Consider the following 15,608-nt stretch of genomic DNA (forward strand, 5'->3'; position numbering starts at 1 on the left):
AAATGTCTGCACTCATGTTCTTTGAAAACTGAATAGTTCCGTTATCTGGTACTCCGATAATGATACTTCCGTAATTCGCGGCCCGGTCACAAAGCAGACGGGGTGGCTGAAATGCCAATGAAGCGGTACAAGTCCGCTGCCAGATGTTTATGCCCCACTCGCAGGGAGCCGAGGGCGAATATGCGAGACCTTAACTTATTAAATCAGGCGTGGCCGAATGCTTTTTTCGGTCTTCGTCCACGTCTGTTCTTTTTACTTATTCCATATATCCACATTTTCGTCCTACATAATAGGAGGCTTTATGAACGAAAACGACCGTACCACCTTAGAGCAAGCGATCTACGAGGAAATGGAACTGACCCCGGAGATGATTCGGTCCATCCGCACGCTCTGCGGTGTCTGCCTTTGTAGTTTTGTAGAATCCAAGGCGTTCAAAATCGCCATTGTTCCCAGCGCAGACCGGAGCATGGACACTTGCACTGTCTGCCAGACCCGGCGCGGTCATGACTACGTTGTGATGAACCGCTGAACAAACACACCGCCCACTGCCAAGTAGGTGCAGCGGGCGGTGTACATATTGCAAAAGGAGGACAGCTATTGATTCAAAACTGGAAATTCCAGCGTGGAGACATTTTCTTCACCCGTTTCGACAACGCCATCGGTTCAGAGCAAAGCGGGAATCGTCCGGCAGTCGTTCTCCAGAACGATGTGGGAAATTTTTACTCGCCCACGCTGATCGTGGCCACATTGACAAGCAAGGCGGCAAAAAAGTATACCCAGCCGACCCACTGCCTGCTGGTGAACGAGTTTCTCTCCGTTCCGTCCATCGTTCAGGCAGAGCAGATTTTTACCGTAGACAAGAGCAGGGTTCTGAAATATCTCGGACACCTCACCCCGGAAGAAATGAGCCGGGTGGATGATGCGGTCCGTGCCAGCCTTGCCCTGAACCCGATGGGGAGTATTCAGCGGCTTCCGCCCATCATCCGTTCTACGGCGGCTTACGCGCCGCCTGAGGTGGTTGACGGTAAGCCGCCCCTCTATCCCTACACGCCCATCAAATCGTCCTTTGAGGATGCTGGGAGTGTCGAGGACATGATGCTGTACACCGAACTGGAAGCTGCGGTACACGCAATGATCCAGCGACTGGAATACAGCTTCACATTCAACCCAAGTCTGCTCACCATCCCGAAGCGTAAGCAGCAGGTTGCTGAAATCCTGAAAGAAGCCGAAACGTACATCTGGAGAATCAAGGAGGAAATGCGATGCGCCTGAAAGACAACACCAATCCCTTCATCCATGTCAACCCGCCGTACCAGCTCATGGTCATCCACAGCAGCAAGCTGGTCTACCCCCGCGAACTGTATCAGCGCGGTGTGGAGCGCAAGCGTGTGGAACTGATTGCCGCCCACTTCAACGAATATGTGGCAAATGAGCCGAAGGTCAGTTTCCGCAACGGTCAGTTCATCGTAACGGATGGGCAGCACACCATCGAGGGGCGCATCCTCCGCAACGGCGGCAAAGATCTGCCGATTCTCTGCAAGGTGTACACAGGCATGACCGTGGAGCAGGAAGCCCTGCTCTTTGCCGAGCAGAACGGCTTCTCTGCGCCGCTGACGGCAGGCATCAAGCTCCGTGCCAAGGTGGTGGGCGGCGATGCCATCTCCAAAGCCTTTCTCGCAGCCACCAACCGGGTGGGATTGAGCCTCAATTATGACAGCCAGCAGCTGACCGATTACCGCATCGGCTGCGTTGGTACGGCTTTCCGGCTCTACAAGCAGATGGGCGAACCGCTCTACTGTGAAACGATGCGGCTGATCGTGGCAGCATGGGAGGGCAAGCCCGATTCGTTCCGGGCATCTGTTCTGAAAGGCATGATGCACTTTGTGGAGCTGTACCACGGCGAGTTCAGTGAAGAACGGCTGCTCCGTGCGCTGCGCAACATCCACCCGGTCGATATTTACCGCATCGGGCAGGACGACCCCGCAAAGCTGCGCGGATGGAAAAAATACGTTTTTCCCATCTACACCGCCTACAACGGCAAGTGCAGAAAAGACGCACTGCCGATGAAATTCTGACATTTTCAGGCATACCTCCCATATACACAAGGGGCATCCGCAAACCGCAGATGCCCCTTGTTACACATCAAAGCGCAATATATAGTGTTCCTGTATTCGTTTAACACAACATATAGAGAAAAGAGGTATTCTATGCGCTCTCAGTTCACTTCGTATGAGCAGCTTCCCATCACCCTGACAGCCGATCATGTTGCTGCTGCGCTGGGCATCTCCCGCGCCAACGCTTACATCCTGCTCCGTTCCGATGGCTTTCCCACGCTCCACATCGGTAAGCGGATGGTCGTACCCAAAGACCGTTTTCTTCAGTGGATCACGGACAGCGTAAATGGCTGATTTGACATCCTTGATTCAAGAGGTTTCTTTTTCTATACTATTCCCGAAACGACTTGACATCAGGAAGGAGGCAATATGCCAAGCAAACGTTCACACGGCGAGGGTACGCTTCGCCACCGCAGCGATGGTCGCTGGGAATTACGTATGATGGACGGCTACCAGAAAGATGGTTCGCCGCGCTTCAAGACCTTCTATGGCAAGACTCAGAAGGAGGTCAAGCTCAAACTGAAAGAGTATCAGGATGCGCTTATCAGCGGTGTCCAGCTGGACACGATCCTGTACTTCGAGGATTGGGCAGATACATGGTTCGAGGGTCACAAGGATAATATCGCTCCCACGACACAGGAAAGCTATAAATACTGCCTGAAAATGCTCAAAGAGGGATTTTATCATCGCCCCTTGACCGTCATACGCCCGATCGACATTGAAAACTTTCTGAAAGGGATGCGGCGCGATGGCCGCTCGGATTCTTACATCAGCAAGGCACGAGGAATGCTCTACCAGATTTTCCAAAAGGCAGAAGCCAATGACCTTGTGCGCCGTAACCCGGTCCGGCTTGCTGAAAAGATGCGGGCAACCGGCACCGCAAAGCGCAAGGAAGCCTTTACCACAGCGGAAGTCGCCCACTTAATGAAAGTTCTCCCCGATGACCGCATGGGCTTGAGCATCCGGCTTTTGCTCGGCACTGGAATGAGAATGCAGGAACTTCTGGCTTTGGAGCCGCAGTTTATTGAAGAAGATGGCTCTGTCATTCACATCCGGCAGGCAGTAAAGGTCGTAAAAGGTACAGTCAGCATCGGCAGTCCGAAATCCAAAGACAGTATCCGGGATATTCCGGTGCCGCTGAATGTTCGCCCGTGCGCCATCAAGCTGCGGGATACCACCGACCAGTTCATCTGGGAAAGCCCCAAGACCGGCTTGCCCTGCAATCCCACCCATTTCCGGGATGTATTCCGCAAATCTCTGGAAGAAGCGGGCGATGTCCGCTTGCTCACGCCGCACAGTTGCCGCCACACCTATGTGTCGCAGATGCAGGCGTTGGGCGTGGATATTCAGACCATCCAGAGCATCGTAGGCCATGCCGATACCGAAATGACTGAGCATTATCTCCATGTTCAGGAATCCATTCGGCAGAGTGCGATCCAGTTGTTCAATGAGGCGTTTTCGGCCTGAAAATTGGACGGAACGGCACTAATTAGACCAGATAAAATCGTTGGCATTGTGGTCAAAATTGTGGTCAAAACCAAATGAGGTCAGCCCACAAACAAAAAAATCCAACGATTTCTAACGTGAAATCGTTGGATTTTTGGTCCGAGTGGCGAGAATCGAACTCACGGCCTCTTGAACCCCATTCAAGCGCGCTACCAAAACTGCGCTACACCCGGATATCGTCCTCTGCCTCCCTACCGAAGCATTGGCGACAACAAATATTATACGCATCTTTCCGGGTTTTGTCAACACTTTTCTGCATCTTTTTCTGATTTTTTCAAGAAAAGTATGATTTTTGTCGTATGAGCGCCGCTTTACTTTTTTGCTTTTGCAGCAGTTTCCGCTTCCGCGGCCCGCAACTGCCTGTCCTTTTCCAGCAGGGGCTTGAGGTACTGGCCGGTAAAGCTGCCGGGTACTTCGGCCACCTGCTCGGGCGTACCCTCGGCAATCACCAGGCCGCCGGCGCTGCCGCCTTCAGGGCCAAGGTCAATGATGTGATCGGCACACTTGATGAGATCCAGGTTGTGCTCGATGACAATGACCGTGTTGCCCGCATCCACCAGCTTCTGCAGCACCTCGATCAGGCGATGCACGTCCGCAATGTGCAGGCCTGTGGTAGGCTCATCGAGGATATACACCGTCTTGCCGGTGCTGCGTCGGGCTAGCTCATTGGCCAGTTTGACACGCTGGGCCTCGCCGCCGGACAGGGTGGTGGCGCTCTGACCCAGGGTCACATAGCCAAGGCCCACATCCAGCAGGGTCTGCAGCTTGCGGGCGATCTTGGGCTGGTTTGCAAAGAACACCACCGCCTCTTCCACGGTCATGTTCAGCACGTCGGAGATGGTCTTTTCCTTATACTTTACCTCCAGCGTCTCGCGGTTATAGCGCGCGCCCTTGCATACCTCGCAGGGGACATAGACATCCGGCAGGAAGTGCATCTCGATCTGCAGGATGCCGTTGCCCTCACAAGCCTCACAGCGGCCGCCCTTGACGTTGAAGCTGAACCGGCCCGGGCCATAGCCGCGCATCTTTGCATCCTGGGTCTCGGCAAAGACGGCGCGGATATCGTTGAACACGCCGGTATAGGTGGCCGGGTTGGAGCGGGGCGTGCGGCCGATGGGCTGCTGGTCGATGCCAATGACCTTATCCACGAACTCAAGACCCTCCACCCCGTCGCACTTGCCCGCACGGCTGCGGGCACCGTTCAGCTCACAGGCCAGCGTCTTGTACAGGATCTCATTGATCAGGCTGGACTTGCCGGAACCGGAAATGCCGGTCACACAGACGAACTCCCCCAGCGGGAACCGGACATCAATGTTGCGCAGGTTGTTTTCCCGGGCACCTTTCACGGTCAGGAAGTTTCCATTGCCGGTGCGGCGGGTCTGGGGCACAGCAATGCGCTTGCGGCCGGAAAGGTAATCGCCGGTGATGCTTCGCTTGGCCTTACAGATATCCTTCACGGAGCCCGCCGCCACGATCTCGCCGCCGTGAACGCCCGCGCCGGGGCCCACATCCACGATATAGTCCGCGCTGCGCATGGTATCCTCGTCGTGCTCAACCACGATGACGGTATTACCGAGGTCCCGCAGGTTCTTCAGGGTCGCAATGAGCTTATCGTTGTCACGCTGGTGCAGGCCAATGCTGGGCTCGTCCAGCACATAGAGCACGCCGGACAGCGCACTGCCGATCTGGGTGGTGAGGCGGATGCGCTGGCTCTCGCCGCCGGACAGGGTGCCAGCCGCACGGGCCAGGGTCAGGTAATCCAGACCCACGCTCTGCAAAAACTGCAGGCGGTTCCGGATCTCCTTCATGATCTGACCGCCGATCTGCCTCTGCTTCTCGGTCAGGTTCGGCTCGTTTTCGGCAATAAATTTCAGCTCATCCCGGATGGACATTTCGCAGAACTCGCTGATGTTCTTATCCCCAACGGTCACTGCCAGCACCACCGGCTTCAGGCGCTTGCCGTGGCAGTCCGGGCACTCCACGCCGGACATGAAGCTGCCGATCTCTTCCTTCATCCACTCGCTGTTGGTCTCCCGGAAGCGGCGCTCCAGGTTCTCCACAATGCCCTCAAACGTATTATAGTAGACACCGCTGCCGAACTCATTGGTTCGGTGCATCTCGATCTTTTCGCCGTTGGTGCCGTAGAGCAGGGCGTTCACCGCCTCGGTGCTCATATCCTTGATGGGCGTGTCCAGCGTAAAGCCGTATTTTTTACCCAGACCAAGGTAGTACATTTCGCTGACAGAGCCCTCGGCGTAGTACCAGCCGCTGGCCTTGATGGCTCCCTGCCGGATGGACAGGTTCTTATTGGGCAGGATGCGTTCCTCGTCCACCCGCATAAACGTACCAAGGCCCGTGCACTTCTCACAGGCACCCTGGGGGTTGTTGAAGGAGAAGAGCCGGGGCGACAGATCCCCGATGGAGATGCCGTGCTCTGGGCAGGCAAAGTTCTGGCTGAAGGTCATGCATTCCCCACCGATGACATCGACCTCAGCGATGCCGCCGGTCAGAGCCAGCGCAGTTTCCAGCGAATCCGCCAGACGGCCCCGGATGCCCTTGCGCATGGCAAGGCGGTCCACCACGATCTCCACTGTGTGCTTGATGTTCTTTTCCAGCGTGATCTCCTCGTCCAGGTCATACAGATTGCCATCGATCCTCACACGGGAGTAGCCGCCCCGCCGGGCGGCATCCAGCTCCTTCTGCTGCGTGCCCTTGCGCTGGCGTACCACAGGAGCCAGCACCTGGAATTTGGTGCCGTCCTCCAGCTTGAGCACGGCATCCACCATCTCATCCACGGTCTGTTGGCTGATGACACGGCCGCACACCGGGCAGTGGGGCACGCCCACCCGGGCATACAGCAGGCGCAGGTAATCGTAGATCTCGGTCACGGTGCCCACGGTAGAGCGGGGGTTGTGGCTGGTGGTCTTCTGGTCAATGGAAATGGCCGGCGACAGGCCGGTGATCTCATCCACATCGGGCTTGTCCATCCGGCCCAGAAACATCCGGGCGTAGCTGGAAAGGCTCTCCACATAGCGGCGCTGGCCATCGGCATAAATGGTATCGAAGGCAAGGCTCGACTTGCCGGAACCGGACAGGCCGGTCATAACAATGAATTTTTCGCGCGGGAGGGTCAGATCAATATTCTTCAGGTTGTGCTCCCGTGCGCCTTTGATGACGATCTTATCGTTTGCCAAGGTACTTTCTCCCTCTTCTCTGTGTCTGTGCATGGTTCTGCCTGCGCTCGGTCTCGGCATCCGAGTCCACAGTGGGGTTCTCGCCCCGGCGCAGGCGGTCGATCTGGTCACGCAGGAAGGCCGCATGCTCAAATTCTAGCAGCTTGGCGGCCTCCTTCATCTCCCGGGTCAGGCGCTCGATGGCAGCTTCCCGCTCCAGTTTGCCCATGCGGCGGGTATTCCGCTTTGCGTTCTCCGCCTTATCGCTGATCTCAATGCTGTCCGCAATGGCCTTGACGATGGTCTTAGGCACGATGCCGTGTTCTTCATTGTAGGCCATTTGGATGGCACGGCGGCGCTCGGTCTCGGTGATGGCGCGTTCCATGCTGTCCGTCACCTCATCGGCGTACATGATGACCAGACCCTCGGCGTTGCGGGCCGCGCGGCCAATGGTCTGGATGAGGCTGGTCTCACTGCGCAGAAAGCCTTCCTTGTCGGCATCCAGGATCGCCACAAGGCTGACCTCCGGCAGATCCAGGCCCTCACGCAGGAGGTTGATGCCCACCACCACATCGATGGAGCCCAGGCGCAGATCTTTGATGATCTCCATCCGTTCAAAGGTATCTACCTCGTGGTGCATATATTTGACCTTGATGCCCTGCTCGGTCAAGAAGTCGGTCAGGTCCTCGGCCATCTTCTTGGTCAGGGTGGTCACAAGAACACGCTCGTTCTTCGCCGTGCGGGCGTTGATCTCGCCCAGCAGGTCAGTCACCTGCCCCTCCACAGGCCGCACCGAGATCAGCGGGTCCAGCAGGCCGGTGGGCCGGATGACCTGCTGCGCGATCCGGGTGCTGTTCCGGCGCTCGTACTCGCCCGGCGTGGCCGAGACGAACACCATCTGGTTCAGTTTGCTTTCCACCTCCTCAAACTTGAGGGGACGGTTGTCAAAGGCCGACGGCAGACGGAAGCCGTATTCCACCAGCGTCTTTTTGCGGGCGTAGTCGCCGCCGTACATAGCACGCACCTGCGGCAGGGTCACATGGCTCTCATCCACAAAAAGCAGAAAATCCTCCGGGAAATAATCCAGCAGGGTGGTGGGCATACTGCCCGGCGCACGGCCCGACAGCACCGCCGAGTAGTTCTCGATGCCCTTGCAGATCCCCACTTCGGTCAGCATCTCGATGTCGTAGTTCGTTCGCTGCTGGATGCGCTGGGCTTCAATGAGCTTGCCCTCGGCGGTAAACTTCTTCACCTGCTCGTCGCACTCGGCGCGGATCTTTTCAATGGCCGCTGCCTTTTTATCGGCGCTGACGATGTAGTGGCTGGCCGGGAAGATGGCCACATGCTTCACCACGTTCTGCCGGGTGCCGGTAACGGGGTTGAACTCCGTGATGCGGTCGATCTCATCCCCGAAGAACTCCACCCGGATGGCAAGGTCGCTCATGTAGGCCAGATAGATATCCACCGTGTCGCCGTGAACACGGAACTTATTGCGAATAAAATTGATGTCGTTCCGCTCATATTGCAGGGTGACCAGCTTTTTGCACAGGTCATCCCGCTCCATCTGCATCCCGGGCCGCAGGCTGATGACCATGCTGCGGTAATCGATGGGGTCACCCAGAGAGTAGATACAGGACACCGATGCCACAATGATGACATCCCGCCGCTCCGAAAGCGCCGCCGTGGCCGAGTGGCGCAGGCGGTCGATCTCATCGTTGATGGCGCTGTCCTTTTCAATGTAGGTATCGGTGCTGGGGATGTAGGCTTCGGGCTGGTAGTAATCGTAGTAGGAAACAAAATACTCCACCGCATTGTCCGGGAAGAACGAGCGGAACTCGGTGCAGAGCTGGGCCGCCAGCGTCTTATTATGGGCCAGCACCAGCGTGGGGCGGTTGCACCGGGCAATCACGTTGGCCATGGTAAAGGTCTTGCCGCTGCCGGTCACACCCAGCAGGGTCTGGCAGCGGTCGCCCCGCTCAACGCCCTCTACCAGCTGCTCAATGGCCTGGGGCTGGTCGCCCGTGGGGGCATAGTTGGAGACGAGATGGAACTGTTCATCGGCCATGTCTCAGTTCTCCTTTCTGTTCTCAGATAGAACTACAAATAGTTGTGCTTTTCATGTTGATTATAACACAATTATTTTATAATATCAATACGGCCTGAGCATCTCCCCGGTCTGGAAATCGTAGAACGGCAGGCGGTTGGCCTCCCGCATGGAGAAATATTCGCTCTCGGTCAGGATGATGTGATCCCGCAGATGCACCTTGACCAGCCCCAGCGCCCGGACGATATTCTCGGTGGCCATCAGATCCTCCCGCGAGGGCAGGGCCACGCCGTTGGGGTGGTTATGGCAGAGCACCACACTGTCGGTACCGCCCTTGAGGGCTGCCGCCACCACATCCTTGATCTCCAGACTCACCCGGTCGCTGGTGCCGTCCCGCAGCCAGAACAGCCCCTTGATGCGGCTGCGGCCATCCAGCGCAGTCAGCAGGGCGCGTTCCTGCACAGTCCCGGCAAACTGTGCCATCAGGTATTCGACCAGCTGGTCGGTGGTCTTCATGCATTTTTTTCCGTTGACCGCACACTGGGTATAGTATCTGCCGACCTGCGGCAAAAGATGCAGCATCCGGGCGGTGGAGGGGCCTACGCCCTCCACTGTCAGCAGATCCTCCTCGGAAGCATCCAGCACCCCGGCAAAGTCTCCGAACCGGTCCATGAGGACATGGGCAAGGCCGTTGGTGTCCTTGCGGGTGTTGGTGATATAAAGGACATATTCCAGCACTTCGTGGGGTTCCAGACTTTCCAGTCCGTACTGCTCTACCCGGGCGCGCATCCGCTGGCGGTGCCCCTTATGCTGGCTGCTTTCCTTCGCCATGGTCGTTCTCCTTTTGCGTTATTACTCTAATAGTACCGTTTTTTCAGCAAAACACAAGGGGGCACAGGAAATATTCTGCGTTGACTTCAAAGAAAGGGTGGTTTATTATAGAGAAAAGGCTTTTTTATGAATCAATATGCCCTCTCAGTCAAAGCCTGCGGCTTTGCCAGCTCTCCCAAAGGGAGAGCCCCTTGTGGCTCTCGGTCAGCATGTACTGAACCCGGGAGATGCATTGCCTCTCCCTTTGGGAGAGGTGGATTTGCGAAGCAAAGACGGAGAGGGCTTGTCTTTCATCCAATAAAAGGAACGATCTTATGAAACAATTTACTGCCACCGCAAACGACGAGGGCGTGCGGCTTTCCCGCTTTGTCCAGAGCGTGACGCGCGATCTCCCCACCAGCCTGCTGTACAAGAGCTTCCGCAACAAGCGGGTCAAGGTCAACGGCAAAAAAGGAGCCCCCGAGGATCGGCTCAAGGCGGGCGATCTCATTGAGCTGTACATCAACGATGAATTCTTCCCGCCCGAGGGCGCAAAGCCTGCAGCCCGCAAGCCTGCCCCCAAAAAGCAGCAGAACCAGCCCAAGGTGACCGTCATCTATGAGGACGAGAACATTGCCGTGCTGTACAAGCCCACCCACCTGCTCTGCCACAGCGACCGCACCGGCGATGCCAACCTTGTGGACGCATTCACCCAGTATCTGGCCCAGAAGGGCGAGTACGATGCGGGCGGCGAGAATCGCTTCAAGCCCGGCATCTGCAACCGGCTGGACCGCGGCACCGAGGGGCTGGTGATCGCGGCCAAGAGCTACGCCGCCCTGCGGGATATGAACGAGATCATCCGCACCGACCTGCTCAAAAAGGAATACTACACCATCACCGTGGGCATCCCCCAGAGCGGACGGTTCACGGCCTGGTGGGAGCACGACGAAAAGAACAACAAGGTCAGCATCCATGCCCACCAATCTCAGGATGAGCGCCGCAAGCAGATCATCACCGATGTGGATGTTCTGCGCACCGCCGGGCCGTTTGCGCTGTGCAAGATCGGCCTGGTCACGGGCCGCACCCACCAAATCCGCGCGCATCTGGCCTACTTGGGCAAGCCGGTGCTGGGAGATATCAAATACGGCAACCGCAAGATGAACGAGCGCACCGGCACCCGGACACAGGCTCTCTGCGCCGTCCGCATCAGCTTCCTGGATATCCCGGAGGAAAACAGCCTGCGCTATCTCTCCGGCAAGGTCATCAAGCTGAAAGACCCCCAGATCGTCAAACAGTTCGACGCGCTGGATAAGAATAAAGAAGGAGCAACATCATGGCAGACCTGAACGCCTATTTCAAAAGCATCATCGACCAGGACCGCGAGGCCGTGGTTATCTGCGACCTGGATCACACCATCCTCTATATGAACCCTGCCGCTGTGGTGGATTACGGCAAATATGGCGGCGCTTCCCTGCTGGGCAAAAGCCTTCTGGCCTGCCACAACCCCCATTCGGTGGAAGCCATCCGCAAGGTGATCGAGTGGTTCGCGACGGATACCAGCCACAACATCGTCTATACCTATCACAACGCAAAGCATGACCGCGATGTCTACATGGTTGCCCTGCGGGACGAGGACGGTACCCTGATCGGCTACTACGAGAAGCATGATTCCCGAAAAGCTGAAACTATGAAGCAGTACGATTTGTTCTGACAAAGAAAAGCGAACTCCACACAAAAAAGACTTTGCCGCCTACCCCCGTGCGAAGATGCTACTCTGCTATACCTCCCGCATAGACAAAACGAACGCCTGCCGGGCTTTTCTCACACGGCAGGCGTTCGTTCTTTTTATGGGGTCGATTCGTTACTTTGCCAGCAGCTCGTCAGCCAGCACATCCATCTGTGCCTCAGCGGCGGCATTGGCGGCAGAGCGGATGGTCACAACGGCATCACAGACGGTGATGTTCTTCATGCCTTCCAGCTCAGCACGCATCAGCTTTGCAGCCATGGGGGCCCAGGTGCCGTTCTCCATCAGGCCAACGGTGCGGCCCTGGAAGTTCTTGGTCTTGAGGTGGGTCAGCAGATTCTCCATCGGCGGGAAGAGGAAGCCATCGTAGGTGGCGCAGGCCAGCACGATCCGGCCGCAGCGGAAGGCCTCAGTGACGGCATAGGAGACATCGGTGCGGGTCAGATCCATCTCCACCACCTTGGCACCCTTGGCGCGCAGCTTCTCAGCCATGGTGTGGGCGGCGGCTCTGGTGTGGCCGTGGATGGAAGCGCTGGCCACCAGGATCTTCTCCGGCTCCTCGGCCTTGTAGCTGGACCACAGGTCATAGTAGTTCAGGTACTTGCTCAGATCGCCGGTCAGCACAGGGCCGTGCAGGGGGCAGATGGTGGCGATATCCAGCGCGGCGGCCTTTTTCAGCAGAGCCTGCACCTGCGGGCCGTACTTGCCCACGATGTTCAGGTAGTAGCGGCGGGCCTCGCTGGCCCAGTCGGCGTTTTCGTCAAACCTGGCCACAGCGCCAAACCGGCCAAAGCCGTCTGCAGAGAAGAGCACCTTTTCACTGCTTTCATAGCTCACCATGACCTCGGGCCAGTGCACCATGGGGGCAAGCACAAAGGTCAGGGTGTGGGTGCCCAGGCTCAGGCTCTCGCCGTCCTTCACCACCACGCGGCGCTCCTTGGCAACGGCATCCGTCCCAAAGAACTGATCCATATACAGGAAAGTCTTGGCGTTGCCCACCACCTGCATTTCCGGGTAGAGGGCGGCCAGTCTGGCGATGTTGGCACCGTGGTCAGGCTCCATGTGGCTGACCACCAGGTAATCCGGCTTGCGTCCGGCCAGTGCCTCGGTCAGGTTGGCAAGCCAGGGCTCCGTGGCACGGCTGTCCACCGTATCCAGAATGGCAGTCTTTTCGTCCAGAATGACATAGGAATTGTAGCTCACGCCGGTGGGCACCGGGTACTGGCTCTCGAACAGGTCAATGGTGGTATCGTCCACACCAACGCCCAGAATGGCTTCGCTGATCTTTTTCACGCTCATAGCAGACATCCTCTCTATCCATATTGCTGTGCCGGAAAAGCGGCAGTATAATACTAATAACGGTTCCTAGTATAGCACATTGTTAAAGATTATTCAAGCTCCTCCGGCAGTCTTGCTGCCACCGGCCGGCCGGGCTCGTTGTCCAGCTCCAGCAGGGCTGCCGCGCTGGCATCATCCAGGCTCTGGACACTGCGGAGCTTGCGGCTGATGGCCCGGCTGCGGACACCAATGAGGTTGTCCAGCTCTTCATCGGTCTGGCGCAGGCGCTGCTGCATCTTGGAGAGCCCCTGCCCGAACTTGTCAAACTCCGTCTTAACGGCACCCAGCAGCTGCCAGACCTCGCCGGAGCGCTTCTGGATGGCAAGGGTCTTGAAGCCCATCTGCAGGCTGTTGAGCAGAGCCGCCATGGTGCTGGGGCCTGCAATGTTCACCTGATAATCCCGCTGCAGCACCTCCAGCAGACCGGCGTTCACCACCTCGGCGTACAATCCTTCAAAAGGCAGGAAGAGGATGCCAAAGGTCGTGGTGTAGGGCGGTTCCACATACTTTTCCCGGATATCCTTTGCCTCGCTCCGCAGCACCAGTTCCAGCGCATGGCGGGCATTCTCCACCGCCTGCGCATCGCCGGAGGCCTGGGCATCCTGCAAGTGTGCGTAGGTATCGCCGGGGAATTTGGAGTCGATGGGCAGCCAGACCGTGCCGTCGTCCGCACCCGGCATCTTGATGGCATATTCCACCCGCTGGGTGCTGCCCGGGATGGTGGCTACATTGGTCTCGTACTGCTCCGGGGCCAGGATCTCTTCCAGAATGGCCCCCAGCTGTATCTCACCCAGAATGCCGCGGGTCTTAACGCCCGAGAGCACCTGCTTCAGCCCGCCCACATCGGCGGCAAGGTTCTGCATCTCGCCCAGCCCCTTGTACACCTGTTCCAGCTGGTCGTTCACAGCCTTGAAGCTCTCGGTCACCCGCTTCTGCAGGGCATCCTGCAGTTGCTCATCCACGGTGTGGCGGATCTCATCCAGCTTTTTGGCGTTCTCGGCCTGCAGGGCGGTCATGTTTTCCGCAAGGGTCCTGCGCAGCTCTTCCAGCTTCTGGGTGTTGGCGGCCTCCAGACTCTGGAGCCGCTGGGTCAGGATCTGCTGCTGGCCGCTCTGGCCCTGTGCCAGCGTGGTGCTCATGCTCTGCACTGAGGTCTGCAGCGTCTCACTGACGCTGCGGATGGCGGTGTAATTCTGCTCCGCCATTGCCGCCTGTCTGGCCGCAAAGTCTTTTGCCTGTGCATCGAGCTGCTGCTGCATCCAGCGCTTGAGCTCCTCGTAGTCTCCCCCGTTCCGGGGCTTGTTCAGTTTCCAGAGCACCACTGCCAGCAGCAGGCAGATGGTGACCAGCAGCAGGGTGTACAATCCAGCTAAAAATTCCATTGATTATAAGTCCTCGAAATCGACCAATTCTTTCCGGGTATCCAGCGCATCGCCATAAAGGCCCACGCCGTCCACCTCGCACTCGCCCGACTGGTTATCATAGGGGTCGGAGCGGAACCCGTACATCGGTGGGTCAAAGGGTGCCTCAAAGGCGCGGTTTGCCACCATGCGCCCGGTGTCCAGGCTGCCGAAGTAGTGGCGGCGCAGCTCTTCCTCGCCCTGCCGTGCCATGGAGGCACCAAACGAGCAGTCGGCATACATCCAGCCCTTGGGGGCAATGTAGAACATGGCCCAGTCGTGGCAGCCCACGCCGGTGGGCGACACCGACAGGCCGCTCTGCCAGCGGGCCGGAATGCCCACCAGACGGCAGAGGGTGATGAAGGTCAGGGCCATAATGCCGCAGTCACCGCGCCGGTTCCGTGCGCAGCGGTCGGGCAGGCAGTCCTGCACAAAGTAGGCGGGCTGATAGTGATACCGCACGTTCAGGGTAACGTAATCATAGATGCGCTTTGCCTTTTCCGCCGGGTCGGTGATCCCTTCGGTCAGCTGCGCGGCCAGCGCCCGCAGGTAGGGCGTGAACACGATATGCGGGGCCTGCTCCTCGGTATCAAAGGTCGGCTGTTCCGGTGCAGGCACAAAGTCCAGCGGGTCAGCATAGACTGCCGTTGTCTTGTAACGATACTGCACCCCGAAGCGGCGGTTTTCGGTCAGGTCGGCCTCCCAGCAGACCGTGCGCTGGGGGGCGTTTGCATCGGCGATGCGGCCCGGCTGCTCGGTAAAGCTCTGCAGCTCGATCTCGCTCTGGGCCAAGCATTCCGCCGGGATGGGCAGCCAGGCGCGGACGTGCACGCTCTCCCGGCCCTCTGCCTTTGCCTTGGCCAGAGCAGCAGCAAAGGCCTCATCCGACATCCCCACGCTGGTCTTCAGCGTGATGCGGGCACTGGCCTGCCCTTCCCGCTCCATCTGGTCATGGATGCGGCGGCGGCGCTCCCGTGCCAGCGCGGCCGGGGCAGGCGGGTCGAGCTGACGGGCAGCAAGGTCGGCGCGGGTGGCGATCAGCGTCTCGGCAAAGCGGTCAAGGTAGTGCTTCTCCCCTTCCACAAACCGCCAGTCCACCCGGCCCTCATGCACCAGCTGGCGGAACTCCTCCACCGTGAAATCCCGCACAAGGCCCTGCATCCGGGCCACGGCCTGTGCCTCGTTCCAGCAGTATTCCTGCGGCAGGCGGCACATGATCTCCTTCTGCACCAGCAGGGCATCCCGCAGCGCGTCCACGCCGTGGGGCACAGGGTTGGCGGGCTGCTCGTACTCCGGCATTTCCAACCCCTGACTGCGGGGGCTGTTCTGGGTCTCCGTCCAGTCCTCGGCCAGATATTCATCGATCCGTGCCATTGCTTCTTTGTAATAGCCCGCGGCCTTCAGCCGCTCCACATCATCGGGCAGACCGACGTTCAGATGCACAAATGCTTCGTTCAGATTTTTCATCCTGTTTCATCC

The 15,608-nt window shown here is 58.1% G+C and carries 13 protein-coding genes and 1 tRNA gene; 7 read left to right on the top strand and 7 right to left on the bottom strand.

All coding sequences use genetic code 11. The features are described from left to right. Positions 1-301: 301 nt before the first annotated feature. The 5 genes from GXM22_RS10610 to GXM22_RS10630 all read left to right on the top strand — a co-directional run bounded on the left by GXM22_RS10610 (position 302) and on the right by GXM22_RS10630 (position 3,581). Entirely contained in the window at positions 302-529 is a 228-nt protein-coding gene (locus GXM22_RS10610; protein WP_015538297.1) for a hypothetical protein, read from the top strand. A 68-nt stretch (positions 530-597) separates the two neighbouring features. Beyond that, entirely contained in the window at positions 598-1,272 is a 675-nt protein-coding gene (locus tag GXM22_RS10615) for a type II toxin-antitoxin system PemK/MazF family toxin (RefSeq protein WP_005930921.1), read from the top strand. Next, a complete protein-coding gene (locus GXM22_RS10620) occupies positions 1,263-2,075 on the top strand; it encodes a DUF6551 family protein (RefSeq protein WP_005930924.1) in 813 nt (270 codons plus the stop codon). Before GXM22_RS10615 ends, GXM22_RS10620 begins: the two co-directional genes overlap by 10 nt. A 132-nt stretch (positions 2,076-2,207) precedes the next feature. After that, entirely contained in the window at positions 2,208-2,408 is a 201-nt protein-coding gene (locus GXM22_RS10625; protein WP_005927005.1) for a helix-turn-helix domain-containing protein, read from the top strand. A gap of 75 nt (positions 2,409-2,483) precedes the next feature. Next, positions 2,484-3,581, top strand: coding sequence for a tyrosine-type recombinase/integrase (locus GXM22_RS10630; protein WP_242651551.1), 1,098 nt, complete (start codon positions 2,484-2,486; stop codon positions 3,579-3,581). 134 nt (positions 3,582-3,715) lie between these two features. Here GXM22_RS10630 and GXM22_RS10635 read toward each other — a convergent pair. The 4 genes from GXM22_RS10635 to GXM22_RS10650 form a co-directional block, all read right to left on the bottom strand. Continuing rightward, positions 3,716-3,793 (bottom strand) — tRNA-Pro (locus GXM22_RS10635). Between the two features lie 138 nt (positions 3,794-3,931). Beyond that, a complete protein-coding gene (gene uvrA, locus GXM22_RS10640; protein WP_005930932.1) occupies positions 3,932-6,814 on the bottom strand; it encodes an excinuclease ABC subunit UvrA in 2,883 nt (960 codons plus the stop codon). After that, complete coding sequence (gene uvrB / locus GXM22_RS10645; protein ID WP_005930935.1) at positions 6,801-8,858, bottom strand: excinuclease ABC subunit UvrB; 2,058 nt, start codon at positions 8,856-8,858, stop codon at positions 6,801-6,803. Before uvrB ends, uvrA begins: the two co-directional genes overlap by 14 nt. 84 nt (positions 8,859-8,942) lie before the next feature. Then, positions 8,943-9,668, bottom strand: a complete 726-nt coding sequence (locus GXM22_RS10650; protein WP_005930938.1) for a JAB domain-containing protein — start codon at positions 9,666-9,668, stop codon at positions 8,943-8,945. A gap of 314 nt (positions 9,669-9,982) precedes the next feature. Between GXM22_RS10650 and GXM22_RS10655 the strand changes: the two genes are divergently transcribed. After that, a complete protein-coding gene (locus GXM22_RS10655) occupies positions 9,983-10,993 on the top strand; it encodes an RluA family pseudouridine synthase (RefSeq protein WP_035393658.1) in 1,011 nt (336 codons plus the stop codon). Further along, positions 10,981-11,358, top strand: coding sequence for a PAS domain-containing protein (locus GXM22_RS10660; RefSeq protein ID WP_005930949.1), 378 nt, complete (start codon positions 10,981-10,983; stop codon positions 11,356-11,358). Before GXM22_RS10655 ends, GXM22_RS10660 begins: the two co-directional genes overlap by 13 nt. Positions 11,359-11,508: 150 nt before the next feature. On the opposite strand, the gene GXM22_RS10665 is transcribed toward GXM22_RS10660, so the two are convergent. The 3 genes from GXM22_RS10665 to GXM22_RS10675 all read right to left on the bottom strand — a co-directional run bounded on the left by GXM22_RS10665 (position 11,509) and on the right by GXM22_RS10675 (position 15,596). After that, positions 11,509-12,690 (bottom strand): FprA family A-type flavoprotein, encoded by a 1,182-nt coding sequence (locus tag GXM22_RS10665; RefSeq protein WP_035393660.1) that lies wholly within the window; start codon positions 12,688-12,690, stop codon positions 11,509-11,511. 89 nt (positions 12,691-12,779) lie between these two features. After that, the gene (locus GXM22_RS10670; RefSeq protein ID WP_005930953.1) at positions 12,780-14,111 is read right to left on the bottom strand and encodes a DNA recombination protein RmuC; all 1,332 of its coding nucleotides are present in this window, start codon (positions 14,109-14,111) and stop codon (positions 12,780-12,782) included. A 3-nt stretch (positions 14,112-14,114) separates the two neighbouring features. Further along, positions 14,115-15,596, bottom strand: a complete 1,482-nt coding sequence (locus GXM22_RS10675; RefSeq protein ID WP_005930955.1) for a transglutaminase-like domain-containing protein — start codon at positions 15,594-15,596, stop codon at positions 14,115-14,117. Positions 15,597-15,608 lie beyond the last annotated feature (12 nt).

The sequence above is a fragment of the Faecalibacterium duncaniae genome, from assembly GCF_010509575.1.
Lineage (GTDB): Bacteria > Bacillota > Clostridia > Oscillospirales > Ruminococcaceae > Faecalibacterium > Faecalibacterium duncaniae.

Excerpts from the sequence above, each read along its gene's own strand:
- GXM22_RS10675 (WP_005930955.1), bottom strand. The coding sequence starts at position 15,596 with ATGAAAAATCTGAACGAAGCATTTGTGCATCTGAACGTCGGTCTGCCC.
- GXM22_RS10620 (WP_005930924.1), top strand. The coding sequence starts at position 1,263 with ATGCGCCTGAAAGACAACACCAATCCCTTCATCCATGTCAACCCGCCG.
- GXM22_RS10610 (WP_015538297.1), top strand. The coding sequence starts at position 302 with ATGAACGAAAACGACCGTACCACCTTAGAGCAAGCGATCTACGAGGAA.
- GXM22_RS10625 (WP_005927005.1), top strand. The coding sequence starts at position 2,208 with ATGCGCTCTCAGTTCACTTCGTATGAGCAGCTTCCCATCACCCTGACA.
- uvrB (WP_005930935.1), bottom strand. The coding sequence starts at position 8,858 with ATGGCCGATGAACAGTTCCATCTCGTCTCCAACTATGCCCCCACGGGC.
- GXM22_RS10650 (WP_005930938.1), bottom strand. The coding sequence starts at position 9,668 with ATGGCGAAGGAAAGCAGCCAGCATAAGGGGCACCGCCAGCGGATGCGC.
- GXM22_RS10665 (WP_035393660.1), bottom strand. The coding sequence starts at position 12,690 with ATGAGCGTGAAAAAGATCAGCGAAGCCATTCTGGGCGTTGGTGTGGAC.
- GXM22_RS10670 (WP_005930953.1), bottom strand. The coding sequence starts at position 14,111 with ATGGAATTTTTAGCTGGATTGTACACCCTGCTGCTGGTCACCATCTGC.
- GXM22_RS10630 (WP_242651551.1), top strand. The coding sequence starts at position 2,484 with ATGCCAAGCAAACGTTCACACGGCGAGGGTACGCTTCGCCACCGCAGC.
- GXM22_RS10655 (WP_035393658.1), top strand. The coding sequence starts at position 9,983 with ATGAAACAATTTACTGCCACCGCAAACGACGAGGGCGTGCGGCTTTCC.
- GXM22_RS10660 (WP_005930949.1), top strand. The coding sequence starts at position 10,981 with ATGGCAGACCTGAACGCCTATTTCAAAAGCATCATCGACCAGGACCGC.